Here is a 25,668-nt window from a genome sequence, read left to right as displayed (position 1 = left end):
AATCTATACTCATATTACTTATAAAAGAATTGCTGGTTTATGTTAATATCTTCTGTTTAATTTTCAAAGACCATTTCTTCGTCGCCTTCAAGCGACTTCTTTATTTTATCATCACCCTCGAACTTTGTCAACACTTTTTTTAAAAAACTTTTTAAGTTGTTTTCTTTCAACTTATTGTCTTTTTTTGTTGCCCGTCCTTAGTGACAGGTATTATCTTAACATCATTTCTTTAATTTAATTTAAATTTTGCTTTAGTTTTTGAAAAACATCCAAACTAATCTTTTAAATTCTTTTATTTTCTCTGTATATCATATATTGACACACTAGGAAAAGTTTATAGATATTATATTCAATTACTATTCATTTATGGATAGTTTTGTATGTTTAACCCTTGTAAAAACCTAAATTAATAATAAATCATTTATCATAATTCCTTTTTTTCTTTAAAATATTCATATAATTACTCAACTTAAATAAAAAATACTTTAATAATATAAAAAAGAAGAGAATAACTAAATATCCTCTTCTTTTAAATAAACTTATTTATTATTTTCTAATTCGCTTAATTTCTCATCTATAAGATTTAAAACATATTCTCTATCTTCTGGTACATTTTCAAAATCTAACTCATCAACATTTATTCTTAATATAGGAGAGACGTTATAGTTTTCAAAATACTCTCTATACTCATTATTAAGCTTTTCCCAATATTCTCTTTCAACTACTTGCTCGTAATCTCTACCTCTTTTTTGAATTCTTTTCATAGCTTCATCTACTGATATTTCTAGGTATACCATTAATTTTGGTGCTTTAACATGCTCTAGCATATTTTCTAAAAGCTCTTTATATAATTCAAACTCCTCAACTGTCATTTCGCCCTTTTCACATAACATCTTAGCAAATATAACATCTCCATATATACTTCTATCCATAACTGAATTTTCTACAAGTCCAGCTTCTTTTATATGCTTGAATCTTTTATTTAAAAAGAATACTTGAAGTGGAAAAGAATATCTATTCCTATCATAATAGAATTTTTCTAATATAGGATTGTCCACCACAGGTTCCTCATAAGCTATTAATCCTCTCTCTGCTAAGATGTTCATTAAAGTACTTTTACCTACTCCAACAACTCCATCTACAACTATCATTTCCCAATTTCCTCCTCTATCTATCCTATCTAGTATCTCTCTGTAAAGATTATTTTTCGTATTTAGAGACAACATTGTTCCTCCTTAAGCCTTATAAGTCATCGTTCACCTTATAAAATATTTTATGATCTCTCCATTCACCATTAATGTATAAGTATTTTTCACTAATACCTAATTCATTAAATCCACAAGCTTTTAATACTCCTTGAGATCTAGAATTATCCATTAAGGTTGAAGCCTCTAGTCTATGTAAACCCATTTCTTCAAAAGCGTAACTACATACAGTATTAAGTGCTTCTTTCATATAGCCTTTTCCTTGATGCTCCTTATCTATGGAGTATCCAACAAAGGCATTTCTTAATATTCCATAGACTATATTGGATAATTTTATTTTTCCTATTAGTTTTTCATCTTTAAATATACCTAAATCAATTGAAGTCCCATCTATAAACTGTCTAAAACTTTCTGTTAAAATTTCCTTTTGTCCTTCATAAGTATAAAAACCGCTATCTCTAGTAGGTTCATACTGTCTTAAATGCTCTTCATTTCTTATATAATAATCAAGCATTTCTTCTGTATTCTCTGGAGTTAAATTTCTAAGGGCTAATCTTTCAGTATTTAATTGAAACTGAACTAATTTAACCTTATCATTAAAGTCATTTATATTTATCCCCATAATATATTCATCTTTCTGAATACCATTGTTACATACATTATCTGATAATATACCCTCAAGCATAAAACCTAAATCTAAATAAGCATTAAAGTTTTTTATATCTGAAACAAAAAGATTAATTTTATATATGTCTTTTTCAGCAAATAAAACCTTTAAAATCTTTCTTAAAGTCTCTTTCATAAGTTTATAGTTATCTTCTTTGTAAAATTTAAATTTAACATCAACTTTCTTATTTTTACTATCTAAATCCTTCAAGAAAAATCTACCTAGTATTATGCCAACTTTATCTTTTACAACGTATTCCCTATCATTTCCTCTTATTGCTTCTATAAATACATTTTTATCAAAAGACATACTCTACTCTCCAATTTATATTTTTTACTTTACTAGCCTCTTCTTAGTATTTAAGTATAAGTAGAACATTAAAATGGCAGATAAAATTGCACTTGCAGGTATAATATAAAATGCCTTATCTGGTCCAACACTTTCATTTAACAATCCAATAGCCTTGTTAAGAATCATACCAACTAAACTAGCTGATGTTATTACAATACCTGTAATATATGCAACATTCTTATCAAAAACCTTACTAATAGTTAAAACTGTAGTTGGGAATGTTATTGAGAAGAATAATCCTGATACAGATATTATCACCATACCGTTTCTACCTAAAAGTAAACCTAAGATACAAAGTGCAGCTCCTATTATTAATGTTTTATATAATATATTGAAATATCCTCTTTTTTCTACTACAAATCCACCAAATAGTCTTCCTATGGTGAATATAGCAAAAAATAGTGATAAATACATTCCTGCCTTTTGCTCATTTATATTATAACCGTACTTCATGTAATTTACGAACCAATTTGATATACCTTGCTCTGTAAATACATATAATCCTAAGGCAAGCATATAGGCAACTATTACCTTATTTGATAAAGCTTCTATTATAGTCATCTTATCTTTTTCTTTAACTATTTCTGTTCTAGGTATTTTAACGAATATAAAGCATATGAATACTGCTAAGTAAACTAAACCTACAAAGAAATACATAGTTCTCCAGTTAACTCCTCTTGCAGTTAATGAACCAAATAATCCTTGGCCAACTGAAGAGCCTAACCCGTAGCAAGCATGCATAACATTCATTATTACGTTTTGTGCCGTTAATGCTAATATAGGAAGAACTGTGTTACATGATATTGCAACCATAGCTATACCAGCACTACTTATTACCATTCCTGTATATAACATTAAATAGTTTTTTGTAAAAGATAAAAATATAAGTGATAAAAATATCACCATCAATCCAGCTAAAAATACCTTTTTCTGTCCAAACTTTTCGCAAAGCATTCCACCTATAAATGTTAATACCATATAAGCAGCTGAAGTAGAAATAAGTAAGTTACTTATAGTATTATCGTTAACTCCAAATTCCTGTTTAAATACTGGTATGAATATACCTTTAGTATTTTCAACTATAGCTGCTAAAATCATCATTATAAATAGAAAAGCTAATGCAACATAATTTTGCTTTTTACTGTTCATTATTACTTCTCCTTATTATTTAAAATAAATAAAACTTTATTAGATCTATATTATTAAAATATACTACTTTAAACCATAAAAAATATATAATCTATAGTAGTTATTTATAAAAAACAAAAACATAAAAATTATACCATAAAAACATTGAATAGTGCTTAATTATGTATACTTACTCTACATAATTAAAAACTTCTTTATATTTTAAAATTAAAACCTTTATAAATAGAAAATGGGCCCATACCAAAATAAGTTTTATTATATTTTGATAAAGCCCAAAATTCTCTATATTAAATATATTCTTTTATTAAATCTTTAACCACTTCTGATGCTATTATCATACCAGCTACTGGAGGCACGAAAGATACACTTCCTGGTATTTGTCTTTTAGCTGAACATTTTTTAGTTCCACCAGTACAAACACATCCTGTTTTACAAGTAACTACATCTTCAACCTTTGGTTTTCTAGGCATTTCTTCTGAATAAACAACCTTTAATTTCTTAACCCCTCTTTTTCTTAGTTCATATCTCATAACCTTAGCTAGTGGACATACCTTTGTATTATATATATCAGCTACTTTAAACTCTGCTGGATTTAATTTGTTTCCAGTTCCCATTGAACTCATAAGTTTTATTCCTTTTTGTTCACAATAAACAGCAAGAGCTATCTTAGCTGAAACAGTATCAATAGCATCTACCACATAGTCTACATCATCTGGTATTATTTCTTCTAAATTATCTGGAGTAACAAAAACTTGTATAGTTTCCACATTACAATTTCTATTTACTGAAAGAACTCTTTCCTTCATAACCTCTACTTTGTTTTTACTTATAGTTTTATATGTAGCATGTATTTGTCTGTTTAAATTTGTTAAACAAACAGTATCATCATCAACTAAAATTAAGTTTCCTACTCCTGCTCTAGCTAAAGCTTCTACAGTAAAGCTTCCTACTCCACCAACTCCAAATACCATAACTTTGCTCTTTGCTAATTTATCTAAAGCATCTTTACCTATTAGTAATTCTGTTCTTGACAATGAATGTTGTAACATAAACTTTCTCTCCTTCTTAAGTTAATAAAATTTCCCCTATGTTAATCCTCTATAATATGTTCTAAAATAAATATCTCAAACTTATAATGTTTATTCTTATACTTAATAAACACACAAATTCATTAATATTATATACATTCTACTTAATATAAATAAAGTTTTTCATTTATATTAACATATAATTCTTTTAAAAACTTACTTCTCTCTAGAAAATTTATATAAAATTTCTTAGATTAAACTCTAATTTAAGTAAATTCTAATTAATAATAAAATTATAAAGTTTGTTTTTAAATTGATTTACTTTCTAAATTTCTATGATATGATCTTTTTTTAATATATAATAACTTTATGAATTTAATTTGAGGAGGAATTTAAAATGACTTTAGGAATAATCGCCGCTATGAGCGAAGAATTAGAAATTCTTTTAAAAGACATGGAAGTAAAATCTAAAGAAACTAAGGCTAATATGACTTTCCACCAAGGTACTCTTTGGGGTCAAGAGGTTGTAGCCGTTGTATGTGGTATAGGTAAGGTTAATGCTGCAGTTTGTACTCAAATATTAATAAGTGAATACAAAGTTAATAAGGTTATAAACGTTGGTGTTGCTGGTGGTATAGGCATGGAAATATATCCTGGAGATGTTGTTATAGCTAACTCATTAGTTCAATATGATATGGACACATCTGCCTTTGGAGATCCTATAGGACAAATACCAAGATTAGATACATTTGATTTTAAATGTTCACAAGAATTAGTTAACCTTTGCGAAGAAGCTTGTAAAGAAAATGAAGAAATAAAGAGCTTCACTGGAAGAATAGTTACTGGTGACCAATTTGTTGCTAGTGTAGAAAAGGTTAAATGGTTAGGAGAAGAATTTGGAGCTTCTGCTTGTGAAATGGAAGGTGGAAGTATAGCTCACGTTTGTTACTTAAACAATATTCCATTTGTTGTTATAAGATCAATATCTGATAATGCCAATAATGGAGCACATATGGACTTCGCTGAGTTTACAGCTATAGGAGTTAAAAACTCTACTTCAATATTAAAATCAATGATTTTAAAAATGGCTTAATATAAAATAAGATTTATTATTTTTAAAAACAAAAACCTTAATCAAAATATTGATTAAGGTTTTTAATATAAATTAAATCATATCCTGTAAAATGTTGAATTTATTCTCCATTTCCTTTTCACAAGTTCCACTATGAAACTCATTGCAATTTAAACAGCTTTTACAAGAATTCATTGAAGATACTGCCTCTCTATGCCTAGCTGAATAATCAACACAATTTTCTGCTATATCTATAAATTCTTCACTAATAGCCATACAAATTCTCCTTTCTCAGAACAATACTATATGCTTAGTATTTTCTAAGAAAGTTTTTTTATACTAATTTATTCCTCTTCATCATTCCAAAATAAAACTGACTCTGTTTCTCTACAGTATTTTACACATATACATTGTCCTAAATTTCTAGGGCAAAGTCTACAAAGACAATTTTTTTCTGTTCCATCACATCTATCATTCTTAAAATCTATACAATACTTACAATTTATACTTGTTCCAACAGCCATAACAAACCTCCTGTTTCTCTCTTACATACAGTTAAAAGTATATCACTTTTAATCTTTTCTTTAAAACAAAAAGATTCTTATAAATATTATATTTATTTAAATTGTAAGTTTAAGAGGAAGACTACTCTATTTGCTTAATTCTCATTTATCTTATAAACTATCATTAAAATTTTCTTCCTTATCAATTGTCTTATTATCTAAAAACCCTGTAGTTTCATCAAATTCAATAAAATCACCTATATAAGGTTGAATCTCATTGCATACTTCAATATTATCTTCTACTAAATCCTTATTTAATATCTTTCTTCTATATAAAATCTCTAAAAAAACAAATAATAAAACCATAGAAATTAAAGATGCTATGTTAACAATAAAAGTTCCCTTAACATAACTTACACTTGGAATAAACATTATAATTAAATATCCTATGGCATTTACAAATACAAATCCAATTAATATACTCATAGAAATATAAATAAAATATCTAGGTATTTCAAAGAAATATGGTCTATCTAAATATTTAAAATTTATTATTTTTAAAATTAATCTTGAAAGATAAATAAGTAATACTGAAATTAACACTAAGATTATTATAAATATAAACTGTCTCCATAAAGAAAAGGAATTTTTATCAAAATCTAAATTTAATAAATTAAAAATTAATAAGACTTTCTCACCAATAAAACCTAAAGAATTTCTTACCCAAATAAGTTTATCACTAATTAAAAGCTCACTTACTGAAAAGATTAAAATTAAACCCTCCATAAAGAATATTGGAAAGATTCCTGCAAACATTCTATCCTTAACAATTAAATTCATAGTAAAAATTATGGAAGTAAATAATAATCCTAATGCTATGAAATAAAGAAAACTTATAATAAGCTTATCTAAACTAAAAGAATTTCTATATGGTATATAAAAAATTAATTTTATAAATATGTTAATTAGTATAGATATTAGGGAAACTCCATAAATTAAAATAACTTTAGAAAAGAAATATTTCTTTGTATTCTCCTCTCCCACAGCTAAATTTTCCTTTAGCTCCTTTTCCTTATCCTGAAATAAAAATCCAACACTCCAAACTAAAAATAAAAATAATAAAAATTTATCTACACTCCCCATTGAAAAACATTTATTTATTATGGAAATATCTAAATTCCCTTGCCCTGCCTGAAAAAAGTATCTTATCATACTGTAATTTCCCATTAAAAAGAAATAAGCTATTCCTAAAACTATTAATCCTCTAATCCCTCTAGACTTGTATTTATCTAGAATTAAGTTATTACTCTTCATAAAATTCTCCATTCACTAAAGTATAAATTCTCTATAAATATACTTTTATAAATATATTTTTATGATTTTTATTTCTTTAAGTAGCAAATTTTATTTAAAAACATATATTAATATAAAGAGTGATTAATTGCTTCTTCATTTTTTGACTACTCCTCTCCTTAGAAAAGGAAGAAGTGCTTAATACATTCCTTGCTTACTTTGCAAGTTTCCTCCCATCTAAAAATAAAAAAACAGGTGATTTCACCTGTTTTTTTATTTATATAAATTCTTATATTTATCTAACAAAAACTTGGAATAATATCATTAAAACTACTCCAGGTATTCCTAAAATACCTGCTATTAAAGCAGTTAATAAGTTTATTCCTATAGTTATGCCAAAATAAGCTCCAAAGTAATTAACAATCATAAGTAGTATAGCCCCAAAGACACTATTAATAACTAAGCCTATTATTTTCCCTATTGATCCAAATATTAATCTTAAAATTAATATTGCAACAAGCACTCCTACAATTAGAAGAATTATATCATCTAAGGATAACGCTCCTATATCCATAAATCTACCACCTTTTTAAATTATACTTATCCTAGCATTCTTAAATATATGTTCCATACTAACTTTTATACCTCTTTTTTTAGCTTCTCTTATTAGGTATTCATATCTAGCGTTAATATCTTGCTCTTTATATATTAAAGATTCTATAAGTTTATCATCACAAGCATTTTGAAAAGCTGATCTTGCAACCTCCATTTCTAGTATGGTTTGCTCAATAGCTTTTAATATTTCCTCATCTTGATTTGAATAATCTATCTTTTTTATTAAGTAATCAGAAATTTTCTTTTTATCCATAACTAACACCTCCAACTTATTCTTTTGGAATTATTACCAAAATGTCCAAGTTATATTCAGGTGTTATAAAGATTTAACTTTGTATTTTAACTTTTTTAACTAGTTAATTTCCTTTGTGTTTATATTATTTAATTACCGATATAAAGATTTAATACTATATTTTAATCTCAATTTGTATTATAAAATAATTTAGCTCTTATTTAGAATCACAATCTCTAAATAATCTTTATATAACAGTTCTACCTTCTAAGGCTTTAGATAAAGTTACTTCATCTGCATACTCTAAATCTCCCCCAACTGGGATTCCTGCTGCAATTCTAGTAACCTTAATATCTAACGGCTTTAATATCTTTGAAATATACATAGCTGTAGCTTCCCCTTCAATAGTAGGGTTTGTAGCTACAATAACCTCTTTTACATCTCCGCTCATTCTTGCTACTAATTCTCTTATTCTTATATCCTGTGGTCCTCTTCCTTGCATTGGAGAAATAGTTCCATGTAAAACATGATATAAACCATTAAATTCTTTAACTTTTTCCATTGTCATAATATCCTTAGGTTGTTCAACCACACATATTATATCTTTTTCTCTATTAGGATTTGAACATATTGCACATGGATCTGTATCTGTAAAGTTACCACATACAGAACAATATTTAATAGTTCCTCTTGCTTTTACTAAGGCATTTGCAAATTCCTCTACCTCATCCTTTGGCAAATTTAAAATATGTAAAGTTAATCTTTGAGCTGATTTTTTTCCTATACTAGGAAGCTTTGCAAACTCTTCAATTAACTTTTCTATAGCTACTGGATAAAATTCCATCCTTTTTCCTCCTATTATTTAAACTAAATTCTCTCTATTTATAAAAAACTCCGCTGAGAAGTTTCAGCAGAGTTTTCAAATTTAATAAGTATTTCTATTAGAATAATCCTGGCATTCCCATTCCACCAGTTAATTTACCCATCTTTTCTGAAGTTTCTTCAGAAGCTTTTTCTAAAGCTTGCTTAACAGCTGAGAAAACTAGATCTTCTAACATTTCAACATCATCTGGATCTACAACTTCTGGCTTTATATTAAGTGCGATTAATTCTTTCTTTCCGTTAACTTTTGCAACAACTGCACCGCCGCCAGCTGAGCCTTCGAATTCTGATGCTTCGATTTCCTCTTGCATTGATTGCATTTGTTTTTGAAGCATTTGTGCTTGCTTCATTAAATTATTCATGTTTCCCATTCCGCCTGGAAATCCACCTCTTGCCATACTTACATCCTCCTTAAAAATTAACTCCTTAATATTATATAGTATTTTTGAAAAATTTACTATAATATTAGATTATATGCTTAACCATTATTATTTGGTTACAATTTTATTCTATTCTTCAACTATTTCTAGACCATCACCCATAATACCTGAAAGTCTAGCTTCTAAATCAGCTTCCTCAGCTTTTTCCTCTTCTGTTCCTTGTTCTACACTATATACAACTCTTACAGGTTCCTTTAAAACTTCTGAAAATATATCATTTACTATTTTAGAGAAATCATGTTTTTCAAGTCTTTCTTTATTATGTCTATATTCATAAGTATATCTAAATTCAACAACACCTTTGTTACAAGAAACTTTGCTTATACCCTTTGCTAAGGCTATATAAACCATATACTTTCCTCTACTCTTAAAGGTTTCAAGTATATCTTTCCAAACCTTTCTTAAATACTCTGGTGTTAGGGTTGAATTTTCATTTACTACCTCATAATTATTTGAACTTTTTGTAGCATTCTGTTGTTTATTATTTAAAGTTTTATTATTTGAAGTCTCATTTGAAACTTGTGATTTAACCTCTTCTAAATTAGTATTAACCTGTATATTTCCACTTCTTATTGCTTGTTCTAACTTATTTATTCTTGCTAGCATAACTTCCTTAGATGTATCATACTCTATTTTGCACATTTTTATTACTGCAAGCTCTAAATAAACTCTGGCCTGTTTACTAAGTTTAGCCTCTTCATCACATTCTTGCACAATTCTTATGCATCTCATGATTTCTTCAACCTTTAACTTAGCACCTTGCACTTTAAGTTTTTCTATATTTTCCTCAGCAGTATCTAAAACTTCCTCTGGATTTGAAGTTACCTTTATCATAAGCAAGTTTCTATAATGAACTATTAAGTCCTTTATAAAAAGAGTCATATCCTTTCCTGTAAGAACTAATTCTTCTATTATTTCCATAGCACTTTCTATATCTCTTTTTATTATAGAATCCACTATTTTAAATAAATTATCATTAGTTACAAGACCTAACATAGAAACTAACTCATCATAATCTACCTTACCATCCCCTATAGAAATAGCTTGATCTAATATACTTAAAGAGTCTCTCATAGCTCCATCAGATACTCTTGCAACAAGGTCTAAGCTCTTATCATCACAGAATATACCTTGCTCAGTAACTATTTTTCTTAATCTTCCTGTTATATCTTTTCTACTAATCCTTTTGAAGTCAAATCTTTGACACCTTGATAATATAGTTATAGGTAATTTTTGAGGATCTGTTGTAGCCAAAATAAATACCACATTCTTTGGTGGCTCTTCTAAAGTCTTTAAAAAAGCATTAACTGCCCCAATAGAAAGCATGTGAACCTCATCCATTATGTAAACTTTAAATCTAGCTTCTTGAGGTGGGTATTGAACATCATCAATTATATCCCTTATGTTATCTACCCCATTGTTTGAAGCTGCATCAAGTTCAGTTACATCTATTGCTAATCCTTCATTTATTTTTTTACACATCTCACACTGATTACAAGGCTCTCCGTCTTTTAAATCTAGACAGTTTAAAGCCTTAGCCATTACCTTAGCTGTAGAGGTTTTACCAGTTCCTCTAGTACCACAAAATAAATATGCATGAGCTGTTCTTTCATTTATTATCTGATTTTTTAATGTAGTGGTTATATGCTCTTGACCTACAACATCGTTAAAAGTTTGTGGTCTCCACTCTCTATACAAAGCTTTATATGCCAAATTATTCACCTCTCTAAGCCTGTATTAACATATAATTATTATACATCAAAACAAGCCATAATACCTATCACACTTATTTTATATTTTTCTTAGTTAAACCATTATATCATGATTAATATTTTCTTTTTTAAAAATAAATATATAATTATCTTAATAATATTTTTATGTTAACCTTGAAAGGATTTTTTATATGTTTTCTATAATTGTTGCCAAAAGTATTAATAATATCATTGGAGTTAACAACAAAATGCCTTGGAATATTCCATCTGATCTAAAAAGATTTAAAGAACTTACTATGGGGAAAAAAATATTAATGGGAAGAAAAACCTTTGAATCTCTTCCTTTTGTTTTACCTGGAAGAACTCATTTAGTTTTAACTACAAAAAAAGATTTTTCTTATAATCATAAGGACGTAATTATTTATAATGATTTAAATAAGCTTATTTCTGAGTATAAAGATAGCAATGAAGAAATATTTATAATAGGTGGTGGAAAAATATATTCTGAGCTTTTAAAATATACCTCCAAATTATATATAACTGAAGTTTTAAGGGAATATAAAGGAGATACCTATTTTCCTAAAGTAGATTATTCTAAATGGATAAAAACTTACAAAAGTTCTATTTATGAAGAGAATGATACTAAATTTAAATATGTAATATATGAAATTTTATAATATATAATAAAACCGAATATATTTTAATTGAAAAATATCAATAAAATATATTCGGTAAATAATATTAAAAGCAAATTATATTCTTTCGCTCAAAACTCCATTTTCCATAGTGTATACACAATCACATATTTCATCTATATCGTCACTGTTATGACTTGCTAATAAAATTGTAACAGAGTTAGACTTTAGCTTTAATAAAATTTCTCTAATTTGTTTTACACCTTCTGAATCAAGACCGTTCATAGGTTCATCAAGTATCAATAGTTTAGGATTCTCCATAAGAGCTTGGGCAATACCTAATCTTTGCTTCATACCTAAAGAAAATTTCTTTACTGTTTTTTTATCTTCAGGATCTAGCCCTACTAAAGCGATTGTTTCTTTTATTCTTTCATCACTTATTTTATTGTTTATACTAGCTAATATTTTTAAATTTTTAAAAGCAGAATATTGAAGTAAAAATCCCGGATTTTCAATAATCATTCCTACATCATCTGGAAAACTTCCATTCTTTATAACCTTATCAAATACAGTTATACTACCTTCTGTTGTATTAATTAAACCGCAAATAGCTTTAAATAACATACTTTTTCCTGATCCATTCCTACCAACTATTCCATATGCTTTCCCACTCTCAAGTTGTAAATTAACTTTATTAAGTACTTTTGTACCTTTTATATCTTTTGTTAAGTTAGAAATTTCTACAACATTTCTATTTCCCATGTATTTTTTCCTCCTACCCCTATATGTTTAATACGTAATATCTAATAAATCTCTCTTTACTATTAATCTATTAATAATAACTAAATTAATAAATATAAGTATTCCTAAAAATATAAATGACCAATTATAACTAAAATTATAAATTATATGTTTTGATAATATCCCTTGATTTAATGGAATAAACTTATCTATATTAAAAATATTTCCTATGGAAATTGATACATAAAATTCTACTATTAAAATTAAAAATGATTTAATGTGACTTTTAATAACCATTATATTAAAAATATACACAGTTATAGCGTAGTAACTGGATAATGATAATAATACAACAATTTGTAAAGTATCAATTATATTGCTAAAATTAAAACCTTTATTTAATATAGCTGTAAATATAAATTCAATAAAAGTTCCTAAAGCAAAATATATAATACAAGCTAAAAAGCACGTAATTTGTAAACAGATATTCCAATACTGTTTATTTCCTAATCGTGGTATAACATAGATACTTCTTGTACTAAGTTCATTAAATATATAATTTCCAATAATATATATTAAAAAAGCTTGATAAAATGTCCATGTAAATATTTCAGATATATTATCTAAATTAATTGGTCCAGCAAATATAACTTCAAGAATTTCATTAAAACTAAAATTGGAATCATAATTATTAATTTTTACTGAAAAAACATAAATAAAAATAACAATTATAAAAATTAAATTTTTAATGGAAAATATTGATCTTAAATTATTACTTATAATATTCAAATATTTTTTCATATCTAATCACCAAAATTACAATCTTTCTTCTTAGTCAATACAAAACCTATAAAAGAAACTAATAGTATTAAAATTATCCAATAACATAATCTTGATATTATATAAGTGCCATTAGTTATTTCAATTGCTTTAGAATTTAATATGTAAATATTATTAGTGAATAATAATTTACTATTATCAATAGCCATATTAATACCATTTAATATAATTATTAAAATAAAAGAAAGAGCTCTTTTTTTAAAAATTAAATTAAATACAATAAATAAAATAGAAATAAAAACTAAGTATAACATAACAAAGATATTAGTAATAAATACATATGATATAGGAGTTAAACTGTCAGTAACAAGTTTCACAGTATCCTCATTTAAAGCTAGGTTTACATTATTTAAATTTGCTGCAAAAAAGTATTCACTCCATGAATTATCAAAACTCATAAAACTTCCCATTAGTATAGATATAATATTTATAGCTATAATGAACATTATAGAAAAAATTAAAGCTGTAAGTATATTTGCTATATACATTTCCTGCCTTGAAGCAAATTTAATACTTAAATAATTATAAAAATTCTTTTTCTCAAAAATATTGTAAATCATAATTAAAAAAATTAAACTTGTGAAATAAAATAATGCTAAATATGAAAAGTTAGACCAAATAAAATCATAAACATTATAACTTCTACCATCAAAAATTAATGATAATAATAATGAAAACTGATAAATTACTAATATAGTAAAAAATATTAATAAATTTGTAGAATGAATTTTAAATGATATATAATTATAAATCCTTCTCATTTTTAATAACCACTCCCATATAAAATAAAGCTACTCCTACAATAAATATTAATAATGGATAAACAATTACATTTGTTAGCTTTGTCATAGAACGGCTCAAAGAAATAACTCTAGCTAAGTGAAAATCAAAAATCCTATTAATTCCCAACCTTTCTACTATAGTTCCACAAAGAATGTAATAAAAGAATGGTGCAATTAAAACTAAATATCTATTTTTAACCCAAGCTGATATACCTAAAGATAATGTTGCTGTAACCATATACGCTATACTAAATAATAAAATAATTATTAAAGCATATATTAATCTTGTACCTCTTGAATCAAGTAAATAACTTAATGGTCCATTTATATTATTCGTATAAGAAGCGATCTGAGGATTTCTAATACCAACTGCAACTACTAAAAAAATAAGCATAAAAAGACTTGATGCCCCTGCAACTAATGCACTAGAAATACTGTTTACTATAACTTTAATAGAAACATATTTTTTTAATGGCATCCTTGTATAAATAAACTTTGTGAATCCACTTTCTTTTTCTTGTAAGTATGAATCTGAAAATATAATAGTTGCTAATAGTGGAAATACTATAACTATAGTACTTGACATTACGATTAGAAAAGCATCTATTGCATCAAAAGTTGGATATTGAGAAATATACCTTATTGATTCAAATCCAAACTCCTTCATAAATGCTGCAATGAAAATCCCTAGTGTAATTGAAAAAGATATAATAGCATTTTTTCCAAACAAAGCTCTTTTCAATTCGTTTTTAAAATAATATTTCAAATTTAAAACACATCCTTTCATCTAAAAATTTAATCCTGTTTTTAATGATTTTTTCATGTTTATTCCCCTTATAAATCATTTTTATAATAAAAATTTTATACCTTTACACCTTTTTTTGTAAATTAATTAATTTTAAACCATATTTTTCACTTAATTTATTTTATTTTTATTTTTTTAATTTTTATTTTTTAATCAATATATTACTATTTAACTAATTATATGTTAAATACATTTATACTAATTTAACAATTTTCTTCTAAAGATACAACTTCTCTTTTTCTAAATATTAACCCTGCTATTAAGCCTCCAACTATAGCTGGAACAACCCAGTTAAATCCTAGGTTTGCAAGAGGTAACTTATGAACAAATTCAATTTTTATTCCTAAGCTATCAATTACAGTAAGTAAACTTATTAAAAGAGTTGCATAAGTAGCTCCCTTTACCACTACATCATTTGGAATGAATTTTTCAAATATATTCATTACTACTAATAATATAGAAATTGGATAAATTAAACTTAGTACAGGTACTGCAATTTCTATTATTTTGTCTACTCCTAAATTAGAAGCTAATGCACTAAATACACATATTGCTATTACTATATATTTGTATTTTAATTTTTTGTTAGATACATCTTCAAAATATTTAGCCGTAACAGAAGTTAATCCTACAGCCGTTGTAAGACAAGCAAGTCCTATTACTATTGCTAACATAATAGTACCTGTTGAACCTAAAATTGCATTAGTTATATTCATAAGTAATGTTGTTTGTGAAATACTGCTATCATATAAAGTTGAAGAGGTAGCCCCTAAGAATGTTAATCCTCCATAAACAATAGCTAGTCCAATACATGCAATTAAGGCAGATTTTATTGTAAGCATTCTATTTTCGTTTTTATCCTTATAGCCTTTACTTGCAAATGAAGCCATAACAAGTGCTACAATCCCTCCAGTTCCTAAAGCATCCATTGTTTGATATCCTTGAGTAATTCCAGTCATAAATAACTTACCTGAATTAACTTTTTCTAAATCTCCAATAGGATTTATAATACCCTTTATTATTAATACTGCTAATGATATAAGTAATAATGGTGTTAGGACCTTTCCAATTATATCCATGACCTTATTAGGCTTTATTGTAAGCACAAAAACTATTAAAAAGAATATTACTGAAAATACATATGGATTTATATTTCCTAAAAGTGGAGAAATACTCATTTCAAATGTTGTTGCTGCAGTCCTTGGCACTACTAATATAGGACCTAAGCATAGCATCATTAAAATTTCTAAGATAATACCAAACTTTTTACCTGCCTTTCCTACAACGCCTTGGAAAGACCCTGTTTTAGAAACCGCAACTATGGATAAAAATATTATTCCTACATCTGATATTATGAATCCTAAAAAACTAATTAACCATTGATTTCCTGATGTTAATCCTATATATGGAGGAAATATTAGGTTTCCAGCCCCAAAGAATATAGAGAATAAAGCGAATCCTATTACTAGTATATCTTTCTTTTTGTTCATTTTTTACAACCCCAATCTAATTAATTTATATTTTTCATATAAAAAAGCCACATAGTGTAAAACTATGTGGCCTTAGTGCCTTAAATAAAAAGCCACATAGTGTTTATCTATGTGGCTCTACATGCATTTTAAACTTAGCCATCATAGATACAAAACCTAGTTTGCATCTATGAATCTTATATATATCATAAACGCAAACTTAACTATAATAGCTAAAGTAAAAGGTATTTAATTTTGAAGCTCTAGTTAAGTTTAAATTTTTCATACTCAATACTCTCCAAATTTCAATTTATTATCTTAATAGAATTTTAATTGTTAAACCATAAAAAGTCAATAGAAATTAATGATATAATATTAAAAAAACTTTGAAAAATCTATAAATAACATAAAATAGCTTTAAAAGATTAATCTATTTATTTTTTAACCACTATTATTTAATTTATAATATGTTATTAATTTAGCATCCAGCATAATAAACTAATACTTTATCTACTAAGTTAGATACTTCCCTATTGCTTTCTATAAAAATCTTTGCATTACTTTTTATAATTTCTTCATCATGAGAATTTTTCATAGCCTCTAAAGAAGTTTTAGCCTTATTTAAATAATTTATTATATCATCATTATATGAAGCAAACGCTTCAGGAACACTTACCCCTTTTAAGTCTTCTATTAAACATTTAAAAAAATTATTTGATATTTCTAACTGCTTAATCATAGTATCATTTAATTTACCAGTTTCAGATATTTTTCTCATATTTTTTATAGATCCATCTACACTCATATTAACAATAGTAGATGAAATTTTTTCTATATACTCTTCTTCGTCTTTATGTTTCTCTTCTTCCATACTCTTTTCTCTAGGAATATTGGTTATATTTTTTTCACTGCTTGTATTACATCCAAGAAAGAAAAGCGATAAAGTTACCCATAGTATTCCTACCAAAAGTTTTCTTCCCATAGCTTCCTCCGTAAAATTACATTTTTGTCATAAGCATACGTACATAATTATAACAACAAGTCTAAAACTTTTTATTAATGTTTCGTAAACATATAGAAAACATAATTTTACAAAACAAAAAAACTTTTAACATAATCAGTTAAAAGTTTAAATACATAATAAAACCGTGCACCTCACTTCGACAATAACTTATGAACGTTACCTATGCAGTTAGCTCAAGCCAGACGTATCCACGGCACATGAAAATGACTGCTTATCGCTGCTTCCTTCCGGACCTGACGAGGTTCACAGGTTTCCATTGCGTGGGGCCCAACTCTCAACACCACTTACATAGGGCAGACTCCACAAGTTAGAGCCTCTATGAGGACTTCGATCCTGCTGTAGCGGATTGCAGGTTACAGGGCACCGCTAACTCCCCATCTAGCACGGCATGGCGGAGAGAGAGGGATTTGAACCCTCGGTAGAGTTTCCCCTACACACGCGTTCCAGGCGTGCTCCTTCGACCACTCGGACATCTCTCCATAATAAATATTAATTTGTAATACTTTTTCATTCTAACATATAAGTCTAACCAATTCAATACTGAAAATTTAATTATAATTATTATACTTGCATGAATAAAATTGGTATAAATTAGAAATTTTAATTTAAATAATACTTTTACCTTATATTTATTATAATATAATTACTTAAAAATTAGCTGTATCAAAGCTTAAAAAGAAAATTAAAAATAATATCTTCTAAATAAAATTGATACAGCCCCCTATAAATCTAATTCATAAATATACCTTTTCTCTTTTTCTTTCCTCTTGAAACAATAATTATTATTGCCATAATTCCAATAATAATTCCTAGTAAGCTAACTAATTGAGCAACTCTAATATTCATAAAATATAAACTATCTGTTCTTAGCCCTTCAATAAAGAATCTTCCTAGAGAATATAAAGATATATAAGTAGAAATAACTACTCCCTTATATCTATCTGTAATATTATATAAAATTATCATCAATAAAATGGCCACAAATATATCCCATATACTTTCATATAAGAATGTAGGGTGATAATATGCTCCATTTATGTACATACCCCTTTGAATAAACTCAGGAAATTTACTAATAAACTCACTAGTTACTTGTCCACCATGTGCCTCTTGGTTAAAGAAATTTCCCCATCTACCTATTCCTTGGGCTAATATAAAAGCTGGAGCAACAATATCTGCATAGGCTAAAAAATCTACTTTTTTAACCTTACAATAAATAAATGTAGTTAAGAAAGCTCCTATTATTCCTCCATGAATTGCTAAGCCACCTTGTCTTATGTTTATCATATCCCAAAAGCTATGATAATTTTCAAGCTCAAAAAGCACGTAATATGCTCTAGCCCCTATAATAGCAAAAGGAAAGCACCATAAAAATAAATCTAAGATAACATCAAAGTTTAAATTCTTTTTCTTTGCGTTAATACTTACTAAGGTCATTGCAATTAAAATTCCTAATGCTATGATTATGCCATACCATCTTACTTCAAAACTACCAATTGAAAATGCTACTGGATTCATCTAACCTCTCCCATTCCTTTTAATTTTTTATAATAATACTACAGTAAGATTGTTAAGTAAATATGTATCATTCTCATTTAAATAAAAATATTATAAAAAAACTTAATAATAAAATCTGTAATATAACAGTCTTATTATTAAGCTTCTATAAACTTCTATCTTATCTATTTAGTTTTATATTTAGAATCATGTTTTAAGCTAGTATTAATTTTTATTGATATATTCATACATAAGATAATTTATTAAAAAGTCTCTTTAATTTTTTATTGATTAAATCTACTGTAATGTATCTGTGTAAAATACATTTATAAATGGAATTTCAATTTCTTCTCCTACACTATTTTTAATCTTTTTAGATTCAACTAATCCCTTAACTTTTATTTCACTTCCATTTTTTAAATCTGGCAAATCGCCCTTGCATAGTACTCCTAAGTACACTGAATCAGCTATGCAGCAAGTCATATCTATTTGAGTAATTGCAAATTCTTCTTTTTCATATAATTCACTAACATATAAAAGCCCTTCTATAGAAATTTCTTTTCCTACAAAATCTTCTAGATGAAGTATTAATTCTTCTAAGGAACTATGAAAATTTTTCTCTGTAAATACTAACGCTTCATTACTATTTAATTTTTCATTAGAGTGCAGGTGATTATGTTCACTCTCTTTATGTCTATCATGATATAACTTAACCCCTTTTAAGTTTAAGGAGACCTGATTAATATTTAATCCATTAGCTATATTTAAAATAAATAAAGCAAAAATAAAAATTAAATATCCACCCTTAAAACTCCTTCTAGTTGATGTTTTAAAAATATTGAAAAATTGTATAACTAAAATCAAAAATAATAATATTATGGCCAAAATTACATATGCCTTCATATCTCTTGATATAATCAAAAAAATCTTTTCACTCATAAACATTTTTACTATTAAATATTCAAAACAAAATAATATAAGAAACCATATGAATTCACTAAAATTAAATTTTCTCATAAAGTTTCCTCCTTAAAATATCAAAGCTGAAGCTATGAAGCAAAGTGAAAAGACTACAAATAAAAGTTTAACTACAAAGGATTTTTTAAATATAGAAAATAACATTATTGTATTTTTTAAATCTATCATGGGACCTATAATCAAAAATCCAGTTATTGATCCTAAAGAAAATCTATTCATAAATGTACTAGCAACAAAGGCATCTGCCTCTGAACACAAGGAAATTAAGAATGAAAAAGCCATAAGGATTATTATTGATAAAACTGCACTATTTTCAAAATAAAAAATAATATCCCTTGGTACAAAGGTTTGAAATATGGCTGCTAAAGTTGCTCCAACTATAAAATATTTCCCTATTTCATAAAACTCTAGGGATGTATGCTTTAAAAGTCTTATAAGTTTACTAGAATTATCATCTATTTCTGAACATCCACAAAGACATTTTCCTTGTAATTCTCCCTCACCATTATCTATGAAAATATTATTTTCTCCACTTAAACAAAGCATAAGTAGCCCAGCTATGACAGCTATTGAAAAGCCTACGCCCACTCTCACCAATACTACCTTTATGTTTCCATCAAAGGCATAATATGTTGATAATATAACTAGTGGATTAACTATAGGAGCAGATAACATGTAAGTTATAGCCACATTTAAAGGTACCTTTTTATTTAATAATCCCTTTGTTATAGGCACTGTGGCACATTCACAAACAGGTAAAAAAACTCCTATTATCCCAGCTTGAATTGATCCTAATAATTTATTTTTAGATATGATTTTATTAAAAATATTATTTGAAATATAAACTTGCATAAAGGAAGCTAGCACTGCCCCTATAAGTATAAAAGGCAGTGCTTCTATTACTATACTAGAAAAGACTATAGAAAATTTATTTAAAAGCTCCATGTTTATCCCATCATCCTGTTTATAAGTCTTTCTTTATTAAAGTTCATATTAGTTTCTTCCTTACCTATGCAATTAACTATATGGGCATTATGATTAAATCTTTCTATCATATCTTTATATTCTTTTAAAGCATTTTCACTTATTTCATTACATTTATTTAAGACAATAAGATTGCTTAGTGATATGTTCGGTATTATCATTGAAGGTATATTCTTTAAAAACATATTAAAAGTTGTCATATCAATTAAATTAACTATAATCCCAATCTTTAAATATTCCTTAAGCTTACTATTTGTAACTTTATCTATAAACTTTTTAGTTTCACTAACCCCATTACACTCAATAAAAACTCTCTTAGGTGCATAAAACTTTATGCTTCTTATTAAATCCTCTTCCTTTAATTCATCCATGCTATAAAACTTTTTTACATTAATATTTTTCCTACAATTTATTAATTCTTCCTGTCCACGCTCACATTGTATTACTAAAACCTCCTCCTTAGAAAAATCATCTAAAATGTGATTTATGAAGGATGTTTTTCCTGATGATAAAAAACCTGTTATTAAATCAACTGAACATTTTTTCACATAACCCTCTCCCTTATTTTTAAGAAAATAATTTATCTATGCTATCTTTATTTAAATTTCTTCCTATAACACAAACTCTGCCTGTATAATCACTTTTATAATTAACAATAGAAATATCATTTGGTACAAAATCAAATTTAAACCACTTATTATCTTTAGATTTTATTATCCCCTTTGCCCTTAAAACCTCACCATGCTTGTTGTTTTGAAATTCATTTAAAATTTTTACTAACTCAGAATATTCAAAGGTTTTTGGTGTCTCCACTCCCCAATTTTCAAAAAACTCAGGTGCAGAAACTCTTCTTAAACCTATTCTTTTAGGCTTTTTATTTATATTCTCTATTAAATTTTCAACTTTTTTCTCTGAAACTTGAATTATTCTTTCTGGGCTTAACTTACTTAACTCAGTGGTTATAATGTTAGCCTTATTGTTTATTGTTTTTATTTCATTACAAACATGAGTAATTTCCTTATCAGAAAGTTTTTCTACCCTAGTTAATATTATTGTGTTTGCATTTACTAATTGACTTCTATAAAAATCTCCAAAGTTTTTCATATACATATGAACATTTTGAGCATCAACCATGGTTATTTTCATATTTATTCTTAAGCCCTCTATATGAGCTTCTTTTATAGATTCAAGAACTTGAGAAAAATTAGCTACTCCTGAAGGTTCAATTATGATTCTATCTGGTCTGTAATTTGATATTATGTCTAAAATATTTTGTTTAAAGTCTCCCTTTATGGTGCAACATATACACCCAGAATTAATTTCTTTTACTTCAATTCTTCTATCTTTAAGTAAATCTCCATCAATTCCAACTTCTCCATATTCATTTTCCACAATAGCTACCTTTTCATCCTTTACTAAGGTATCTAAAAGCTTTTTTATTAAAGTAGTTTTGCCAGCTCCTAGGAATCCTGAAATTATATCTACTTTCATTTAATCCTCCTAATATAGAAACCATATTCTTATTGATTATATTCTTAAAACAAAAGGATTATTACTTAAAGTAATAATCCCTAAATCACTAAAAATAAGTAAAATAAAAGCTTAAGAAAGACTTTATCTTTCCTAAGCTTTTATTTTGTAAATACCACCAAAACCAATAATTATTTTTTTACTTTTATTATTTTATATTATAAGTTGAATTTCCTGAAATCCACTCATTTATATCTTTGTCTACTACAACTTTTCCATTTGCTATTACCTTTATGTTTTCTGGCTTATAAGCATCTGAGAATGCTGTATATTTTCTTTTTCTAATCCACATATTTTGTATATCATCAATTTTTAGATTTTCATCTTTTAATTTGAAAGTATAAGTATCTTTACTTCCAGTCATAAAATCATTTCCTGGGTTGTCCATTTCCCATTCTTGAGTTTTTCCATCCTTTGTTTTGATTCCAAAATACATGTAGTCATCTGTTCCAGCATCTTTTTCACCACTAGTTGATATGTAAGCTACTAGTTCTTTTACATTCTTTCCAACTGATGGATCATTACCCTCTGATACATCGTGTAAGAATCTATAAATATATCCTGCTGTTCCTTTTTGAGAGTTAGCTAGAGTTACCTTTGCTGCATAGTCCCAATCATCCCAACTATGACTCATGCTAGCATGACTATAGTATATTGATTTTCCTGTTTTAGCAAAACCTCTTGCATATTCTTTTGACCATGCATTAAAATCCTTGTTTTTTAAGATATCAGCATAAAAATCCTCTTTAGTTTTGCAACCTACTGTGTTTATTTTATACTGTTCTTTTCTTTCCTCTGCAAAAGTCTCAAACTTAACATGTCCTGCGCTATCAACAGCAGTAACATTAGCAGGATGATATGGAGTATCTATATCTCCAAAATAGTGCATAGCCTCTCCAAGATAGAATGTAGCTTGCTTATAGTTTCCTCTTTGCCATTCATATCTAGCTAATGCTGAAAATTTTCTTATTTGTGATTCCCCTGTGTCAGGTATAGAATAAGCTAAATACCAACTATTATCCTTTGAGAAATTATTATCTGTATCAGGATCCCAGAAATGATCTTGATATAGATCATAGGCATTCTTATCATAATCTGGATAAGTAGAACCTAATTGAAGTTCATGCATGTTCTCTTTTAAAATCTCTAAGTTTTTTCTTACACTTTCTGGTTCATTTTTGGACAGATCATTTTCTAAGATTGAAACCCCTTGAGTTACAATCATAGCATGAGTTCCTGTTCCATCAATCTTTCCATCCCAAGCGTAGACTTTAGTTGATGCCCCAGCCCATAGGCTAGTTGCTAGCGCGGCACAAATAAGCACCTTACAAATCTTTCTTTTCATTTTTATATCCCCCGTTAATTTTTTTCAAGTATTAATCTCCCCTTTTTTGATAACGATTAACACTTGCACTGAAATTATACCATATAATTACCATAAGCTCACTAAATTTTTGAATATTTTTTAAAATATTTTTGAATACAATTCAAATTTAAATTAAACATATCTAACTTCCCCCCCTATAAATTGTTAAACTTATTTTTAATATGAAAATTTACAATTATTAGTGCTATAATAATTTAAATATTGTTTTTTAATTTAATAAGAATTTTTACACATAATATAAGGGATGGAATAAAATTTGAAATAAATTATAAGGCAAAGGATTTTAATATGGATAATAAAAATTTTCAATCAAAAACAGGTTTTAACTTAGAAAACACTTATTTAACTCTTCCAAATATATTCTTTAGTGAACAAAATCCCAAGGGTTCAAAAAATCCTAAACTTATTAAGTTTAATACTTCTCTTGCTGAAGAACTTGGACTTAATGAAGAAGTTTTAAACAGCGATTTTGGACTTAATATATTTGCAGGAAATGAAACATTCCCAGGAATTGTACCAATTGCACAGGCTTATGCTGGTCACCAATTTGGTCATTTTACAATGCTAGGAGATGGTAGAGCCCTCTTATTAGGAGAACATGTAACTAAAGATGGTAAAAGATATGATGTTCAATTAAAAGGGTCTGGTAGAACAATATATTCAAGAGGTGGAGATGGAAAGGCTGCACTTGCACCTATGCTTAGAGAATATATAATAAGTGAAGGTATGCATGGTCTTGGAATTCCTACAACTAGAAGCCTTGCGGTAGTAAGTACTGGTGAGGAAGTTTTAAGAGAAAGATTTGAACAAGGTTCTATATTAACAAGAATAGCTTCTAGTCACATTAGAGTTGGAACTTTTGCTTATGCGGCTCAATGGGGAACTTTAGAGGATCTTAAAAGCCTTGCTGACTATACTATTGAAAGACACTTTCCTAATATAGCTAAGAGTGAAAATAAATATATTTTATTTCTTGAAGAGGTAATAAATCGTCAAGCTGAACTTATAGTTAAGTGGCAAAGTGTTGGATTCATTCATGGGGTTATGAACACTGATAATATGGTAATCTCAGGAGAAACTATAGATTATGGACCATGTGCATTTATGGATACTTATGATACAAACACAGTATTTAGTTCTATTGATTATGCTGGTAGATATGCCTATGGAAATCAACCTAATATGGCCTTATGGAACTTAGCTAGATTCTCAGAAGCACTACTTCCTCTTCTAAACCCTAACCTAGATGAGGCTGTTAATATTGCTAAAAAGTCCATATCAAACTTTTCTAAACTCTATAAAAAATATTGGTTCAATAAAATGAGAGCTAAACTTGGTCTTTTCACAGAAAAAGAAAATGATGAATTGCTAATTGAAGGGCTTTTAAGCACAATGCAAAAATATGAAGCAGATTTTACTAATACCTTTGTATCTTTAACTCTTAATAAATTTGAAGATGAAAAAGTATTTAGTAGTGATGAATTCAAAACTTGGTATGCTCTTTGGCAAAATAGATTAAAAGAAGAAAATAGACCACAGGAAGAAGTAAGGAATTTAATGATGAATAATAATCCTTATATAATTCCTAGAAATCACTTAGTTGAAGAAGCTCTTAAAAATGCTGAAAAAGGTGATTTTACTTTTATGGATAATCTATTAGAAGCATTAAAAAACCCATATAGTTATTCTAAAGATTTAGAAAAGTACACTAAGTTACCTGAGAAAAGTGACACTCCTTATGTAACATATTGTGGAACTTAAAATTTAATTATATAAATTAATAGAATATAAATTAATGGGATATAAAAAGCTTTTTTATAAGCTTTTTATATCCCAATTTTTATATC

27 protein-coding genes, 1 tRNA gene and 1 other RNA gene are annotated in these 25,668 nt (G+C 27.1%); 3 read left to right on the top strand and 26 right to left on the bottom strand.

Annotated elements, in window-relative coordinates; translation table 11 throughout:
- Positions 1–539: 539 nt before the first annotated feature.
- From QP548_RS15240 to QP548_RS15225, 4 genes are all read right to left on the bottom strand, one after another.
- Positions 540–1,223 carry a deoxynucleoside kinase gene (locus QP548_RS15240; protein WP_003458147.1) on the bottom strand — a complete coding sequence of 228 codons (684 nt, stop codon included), beginning with the start codon at positions 1,221–1,223 and terminating at the stop codon, positions 540–542.
- Positions 1,224–1,242: 19 nt separating this feature from the next.
- Positions 1,243–2,181, bottom strand: coding sequence for a GNAT family N-acetyltransferase (locus QP548_RS15235; protein ID WP_061426052.1), 939 nt, complete (start codon positions 2,179–2,181; stop codon positions 1,243–1,245).
- Positions 2,182–2,205: 24 nt separating this feature from the next.
- A complete protein-coding gene (locus QP548_RS15230) occupies positions 2,206–3,372 on the bottom strand; it encodes an MFS transporter (protein WP_003472591.1) in 1,167 nt (388 codons plus the stop codon).
- Positions 3,373–3,659: 287 nt separating this feature from the next.
- A complete protein-coding gene (locus tag QP548_RS15225) occupies positions 3,660–4,421 on the bottom strand; it encodes a tRNA threonylcarbamoyladenosine dehydratase (RefSeq protein WP_003450981.1) in 762 nt (253 codons plus the stop codon).
- Between the two features lie 376 nt (positions 4,422–4,797).
- Here QP548_RS15225 and QP548_RS15220 point away from each other — a divergent pair, with 376 nt between their 5' ends.
- Positions 4,798–5,493, top strand: coding sequence for a 5'-methylthioadenosine/adenosylhomocysteine nucleosidase (locus QP548_RS15220; RefSeq protein WP_061426051.1), 696 nt, complete (start codon positions 4,798–4,800; stop codon positions 5,491–5,493).
- Between the two features lie 72 nt (positions 5,494–5,565).
- On the opposite strand, the gene QP548_RS15215 is transcribed toward QP548_RS15220, so the two are convergent.
- The 8 genes from QP548_RS15215 to dnaX all read right to left on the bottom strand — a co-directional run bounded on the left by QP548_RS15215 (position 5,566) and on the right by dnaX (position 11,150).
- Positions 5,566–5,748, bottom strand: coding sequence for a hypothetical protein (locus QP548_RS15215; protein ID WP_003450908.1), 183 nt, complete (start codon positions 5,746–5,748; stop codon positions 5,566–5,568).
- A 68-nt stretch (positions 5,749–5,816) separates the two neighbouring features.
- Positions 5,817–5,996, bottom strand: a complete 180-nt coding sequence (locus QP548_RS15210) for a hypothetical protein (protein ID WP_003450880.1) — start codon at positions 5,994–5,996, stop codon at positions 5,817–5,819.
- A 150-nt stretch (positions 5,997–6,146) separates the two neighbouring features.
- Positions 6,147–7,289 (bottom strand): hypothetical protein, encoded by a 1,143-nt coding sequence (locus tag QP548_RS15205; protein WP_061426050.1) that lies wholly within the window; start codon positions 7,287–7,289, stop codon positions 6,147–6,149.
- A 274-nt stretch (positions 7,290–7,563) separates the two neighbouring features.
- Positions 7,564–7,842 (bottom strand): pro-sigmaK processing inhibitor BofA family protein, encoded by a 279-nt coding sequence (locus QP548_RS15200; RefSeq protein ID WP_003450885.1) that lies wholly within the window; start codon positions 7,840–7,842, stop codon positions 7,564–7,566.
- Positions 7,843–7,857: 15 nt separating this feature from the next.
- Positions 7,858–8,136 (bottom strand): YaaL family protein, encoded by a 279-nt coding sequence (locus QP548_RS15195; RefSeq protein WP_003450842.1) that lies wholly within the window; start codon positions 8,134–8,136, stop codon positions 7,858–7,860.
- A 226-nt stretch (positions 8,137–8,362) separates the two neighbouring features.
- Positions 8,363–8,959 (bottom strand): recombination mediator RecR, encoded by a 597-nt coding sequence (gene recR / locus QP548_RS15190; RefSeq protein ID WP_061426049.1) that lies wholly within the window; start codon positions 8,957–8,959, stop codon positions 8,363–8,365.
- 97 nt (positions 8,960–9,056) lie between these two features.
- Positions 9,057–9,395: a YbaB/EbfC family nucleoid-associated protein gene (locus QP548_RS15185; RefSeq protein ID WP_003458189.1), complete on the bottom strand. Its 339-nt coding sequence runs from the start codon at positions 9,393–9,395 to the stop codon at positions 9,057–9,059.
- A 111-nt stretch (positions 9,396–9,506) separates the two neighbouring features.
- On the bottom strand, positions 9,507–11,150 hold the full coding sequence (gene dnaX, locus QP548_RS15180) for a DNA polymerase III subunit gamma/tau (RefSeq protein ID WP_061426048.1): 1,644 nt from the start codon (positions 11,148–11,150) through the stop codon (positions 9,507–9,509).
- A gap of 190 nt (positions 11,151–11,340) precedes the next feature.
- Here dnaX and QP548_RS15175 point away from each other — a divergent pair, with 190 nt between their 5' ends.
- Positions 11,341–11,826 carry a dihydrofolate reductase gene (locus QP548_RS15175; RefSeq protein ID WP_061426047.1) on the top strand — a complete coding sequence of 162 codons (486 nt, stop codon included), beginning with the start codon at positions 11,341–11,343 and terminating at the stop codon, positions 11,824–11,826.
- Positions 11,827–11,901: 75 nt separating this feature from the next.
- Here QP548_RS15175 and QP548_RS15170 read toward each other — a convergent pair whose 3' ends face one another.
- From QP548_RS15170 to cpa, 14 genes are all read right to left on the bottom strand, one after another.
- Complete coding sequence (locus tag QP548_RS15170; protein ID WP_003464014.1) at positions 11,902–12,546, bottom strand: ATP-binding cassette domain-containing protein; 645 nt, start codon at positions 12,544–12,546, stop codon at positions 11,902–11,904.
- A 27-nt stretch (positions 12,547–12,573) separates the two neighbouring features.
- Entirely contained in the window at positions 12,574–13,326 is a 753-nt protein-coding gene (locus QP548_RS15165; protein ID WP_061426046.1) for a hypothetical protein, read from the bottom strand.
- A 2-nt stretch (positions 13,327–13,328) separates the two neighbouring features.
- On the bottom strand, positions 13,329–13,763 hold the full coding sequence (locus QP548_RS15160) for a hypothetical protein (RefSeq protein WP_242944918.1): 435 nt from the start codon (positions 13,761–13,763) through the stop codon (positions 13,329–13,331).
- Between the two features lie 346 nt (positions 13,764–14,109).
- Complete coding sequence (locus QP548_RS15155) at positions 14,110–14,913, bottom strand: hypothetical protein (RefSeq protein WP_061429402.1); 804 nt, start codon at positions 14,911–14,913, stop codon at positions 14,110–14,112.
- A 242-nt stretch (positions 14,914–15,155) separates the two neighbouring features.
- Positions 15,156–16,442 (bottom strand): branched-chain amino acid transport system II carrier protein, encoded by a 1,287-nt coding sequence (gene brnQ / locus QP548_RS15150; RefSeq protein WP_061426044.1) that lies wholly within the window; start codon positions 16,440–16,442, stop codon positions 15,156–15,158.
- 457 nt (positions 16,443–16,899) lie between these two features.
- On the bottom strand, positions 16,900–17,403 hold the full coding sequence (locus QP548_RS15145; protein WP_003458229.1) for a hypothetical protein: 504 nt from the start codon (positions 17,401–17,403) through the stop codon (positions 16,900–16,902).
- 164 nt (positions 17,404–17,567) lie between these two features.
- An RNA gene (gene ffs / locus QP548_RS15140) (signal recognition particle sRNA large type) lies at positions 17,568–17,832 on the bottom strand.
- A gap of 2 nt (positions 17,833–17,834) precedes the next feature.
- Positions 17,835–17,924, bottom strand: a tRNA-Ser gene (locus tag QP548_RS15135).
- 250 nt (positions 17,925–18,174) lie between these two features.
- A complete protein-coding gene (lgt, locus tag QP548_RS15130) occupies positions 18,175–18,963 on the bottom strand; it encodes a prolipoprotein diacylglyceryl transferase (protein WP_061426043.1) in 789 nt (262 codons plus the stop codon).
- Positions 18,964–19,239: 276 nt separating this feature from the next.
- Positions 19,240–19,959, bottom strand: a complete 720-nt coding sequence (locus tag QP548_RS15125) for a hypothetical protein (RefSeq protein WP_061426042.1) — start codon at positions 19,957–19,959, stop codon at positions 19,240–19,242.
- Between the two features lie 12 nt (positions 19,960–19,971).
- Positions 19,972–20,865, bottom strand: a complete 894-nt coding sequence (locus QP548_RS15120; RefSeq protein ID WP_061426041.1) for a permease — start codon at positions 20,863–20,865, stop codon at positions 19,972–19,974.
- A 2-nt stretch (positions 20,866–20,867) separates the two neighbouring features.
- Positions 20,868–21,452, bottom strand: coding sequence for a GTP-binding protein (locus QP548_RS15115; protein ID WP_061426040.1), 585 nt, complete (start codon positions 21,450–21,452; stop codon positions 20,868–20,870).
- A gap of 19 nt (positions 21,453–21,471) precedes the next feature.
- Complete coding sequence (locus QP548_RS15110) at positions 21,472–22,395, bottom strand: GTP-binding protein (protein WP_061426039.1); 924 nt, start codon at positions 22,393–22,395, stop codon at positions 21,472–21,474.
- A 187-nt stretch (positions 22,396–22,582) separates the two neighbouring features.
- The gene (cpa, locus tag QP548_RS15105) at positions 22,583–23,779 is read right to left on the bottom strand and encodes an alpha-toxin (protein WP_061426038.1); all 1,197 of its coding nucleotides are present in this window, start codon (positions 23,777–23,779) and stop codon (positions 22,583–22,585) included.
- Between the two features lie 330 nt (positions 23,780–24,109).
- Here cpa and QP548_RS15100 point away from each other — a divergent pair, with 330 nt between their 5' ends.
- On the top strand, positions 24,110–25,582 hold the full coding sequence (locus QP548_RS15100) for a protein adenylyltransferase SelO (RefSeq protein ID WP_061429401.1): 1,473 nt from the start codon (positions 24,110–24,112) through the stop codon (positions 25,580–25,582).
- The last annotated feature ends 86 nt before the right edge of the window (positions 25,583–25,668 follow it).

It is taken from the genome of Clostridium sp. UMB9555A, from assembly GCF_030222355.1.
In the GTDB taxonomy this organism is placed as follows: domain Bacteria; phylum Bacillota; class Clostridia; order Clostridiales; family Clostridiaceae; genus Sarcina; species Sarcina perfringens.
Note: the sequence above shows the minus strand (reverse complement) of the source record. Positions and strands in the feature narration are given on the sequence as shown.

Bases quoted from the DNA above. Each gene is read 5' to 3' on its own strand.
- QP548_RS15205 (WP_061426050.1), bottom strand. From the start codon at position 7,289: ATGAAGAGTAATAACTTAATTCTAGATAAATACAAGTCTAGAGGGATT.
- QP548_RS15175 (WP_061426047.1), top strand. From the start codon at position 11,341: ATGTTTTCTATAATTGTTGCCAAAAGTATTAATAATATCATTGGAGTT.
- QP548_RS15170 (WP_003464014.1), bottom strand. From the start codon at position 12,546: ATGGGAAATAGAAATGTTGTAGAAATTTCTAACTTAACAAAAGATATA.
- QP548_RS15145 (WP_003458229.1), bottom strand. From the start codon at position 17,403: ATGGGAAGAAAACTTTTGGTAGGAATACTATGGGTAACTTTATCGCTT.
- QP548_RS15210 (WP_003450880.1), bottom strand. From the start codon at position 5,996: ATGGCTGTTGGAACAAGTATAAATTGTAAGTATTGTATAGATTTTAAG.
- QP548_RS15200 (WP_003450885.1), bottom strand. From the start codon at position 7,842: ATGGATATAGGAGCGTTATCCTTAGATGATATAATTCTTCTAATTGTA.
- recR (WP_061426049.1), bottom strand. From the start codon at position 8,959: ATGGAATTTTATCCAGTAGCTATAGAAAAGTTAATTGAAGAGTTTGCA.
- brnQ (WP_061426044.1), bottom strand. From the start codon at position 16,442: ATGAACAAAAAGAAAGATATACTAGTAATAGGATTCGCTTTATTCTCT.
- QP548_RS15110 (WP_061426039.1), bottom strand. From the start codon at position 22,395: ATGAAAGTAGATATAATTTCAGGATTCCTAGGAGCTGGCAAAACTACT.
- QP548_RS15185 (WP_003458189.1), bottom strand. From the start codon at position 9,395: ATGGCAAGAGGTGGATTTCCAGGCGGAATGGGAAACATGAATAATTTA.
- QP548_RS15220 (WP_061426051.1), top strand. From the start codon at position 4,798: ATGACTTTAGGAATAATCGCCGCTATGAGCGAAGAATTAGAAATTCTT.
- QP548_RS15225 (WP_003450981.1), bottom strand. From the start codon at position 4,421: ATGTTACAACATTCATTGTCAAGAACAGAATTACTAATAGGTAAAGAT.
- QP548_RS15125 (WP_061426042.1), bottom strand. From the start codon at position 19,959: ATGAGAAAATTTAATTTTAGTGAATTCATATGGTTTCTTATATTATTT.
- QP548_RS15215 (WP_003450908.1), bottom strand. From the start codon at position 5,748: ATGGCTATTAGTGAAGAATTTATAGATATAGCAGAAAATTGTGTTGAT.
- QP548_RS15100 (WP_061429401.1), top strand. From the start codon at position 24,110: ATGGATAATAAAAATTTTCAATCAAAAACAGGTTTTAACTTAGAAAAC.
- QP548_RS15160 (WP_242944918.1), bottom strand. From the start codon at position 13,763: ATGAGTTTTGATAATTCATGGAGTGAATACTTTTTTGCAGCAAATTTA.
- QP548_RS15235 (WP_061426052.1), bottom strand. From the start codon at position 2,181: ATGTCTTTTGATAAAAATGTATTTATAGAAGCAATAAGAGGAAATGAT.
- QP548_RS15230 (WP_003472591.1), bottom strand. From the start codon at position 3,372: ATGAACAGTAAAAAGCAAAATTATGTTGCATTAGCTTTTCTATTTATA.
- lgt (WP_061426043.1), bottom strand. From the start codon at position 18,963: ATGAATCCAGTAGCATTTTCAATTGGTAGTTTTGAAGTAAGATGGTAT.
- QP548_RS15165 (WP_061426046.1), bottom strand. From the start codon at position 13,326: ATGAAAAAATATTTGAATATTATAAGTAATAATTTAAGATCAATATTT.
- QP548_RS15195 (WP_003450842.1), bottom strand. From the start codon at position 8,136: ATGGATAAAAAGAAAATTTCTGATTACTTAATAAAAAAGATAGATTAT.
- QP548_RS15120 (WP_061426041.1), bottom strand. From the start codon at position 20,865: ATGGAGCTTTTAAATAAATTTTCTATAGTCTTTTCTAGTATAGTAATA.
- cpa (WP_061426038.1), bottom strand. From the start codon at position 23,779: ATGAAAAGAAAGATTTGTAAGGTGCTTATTTGTGCCGCGCTAGCAACT.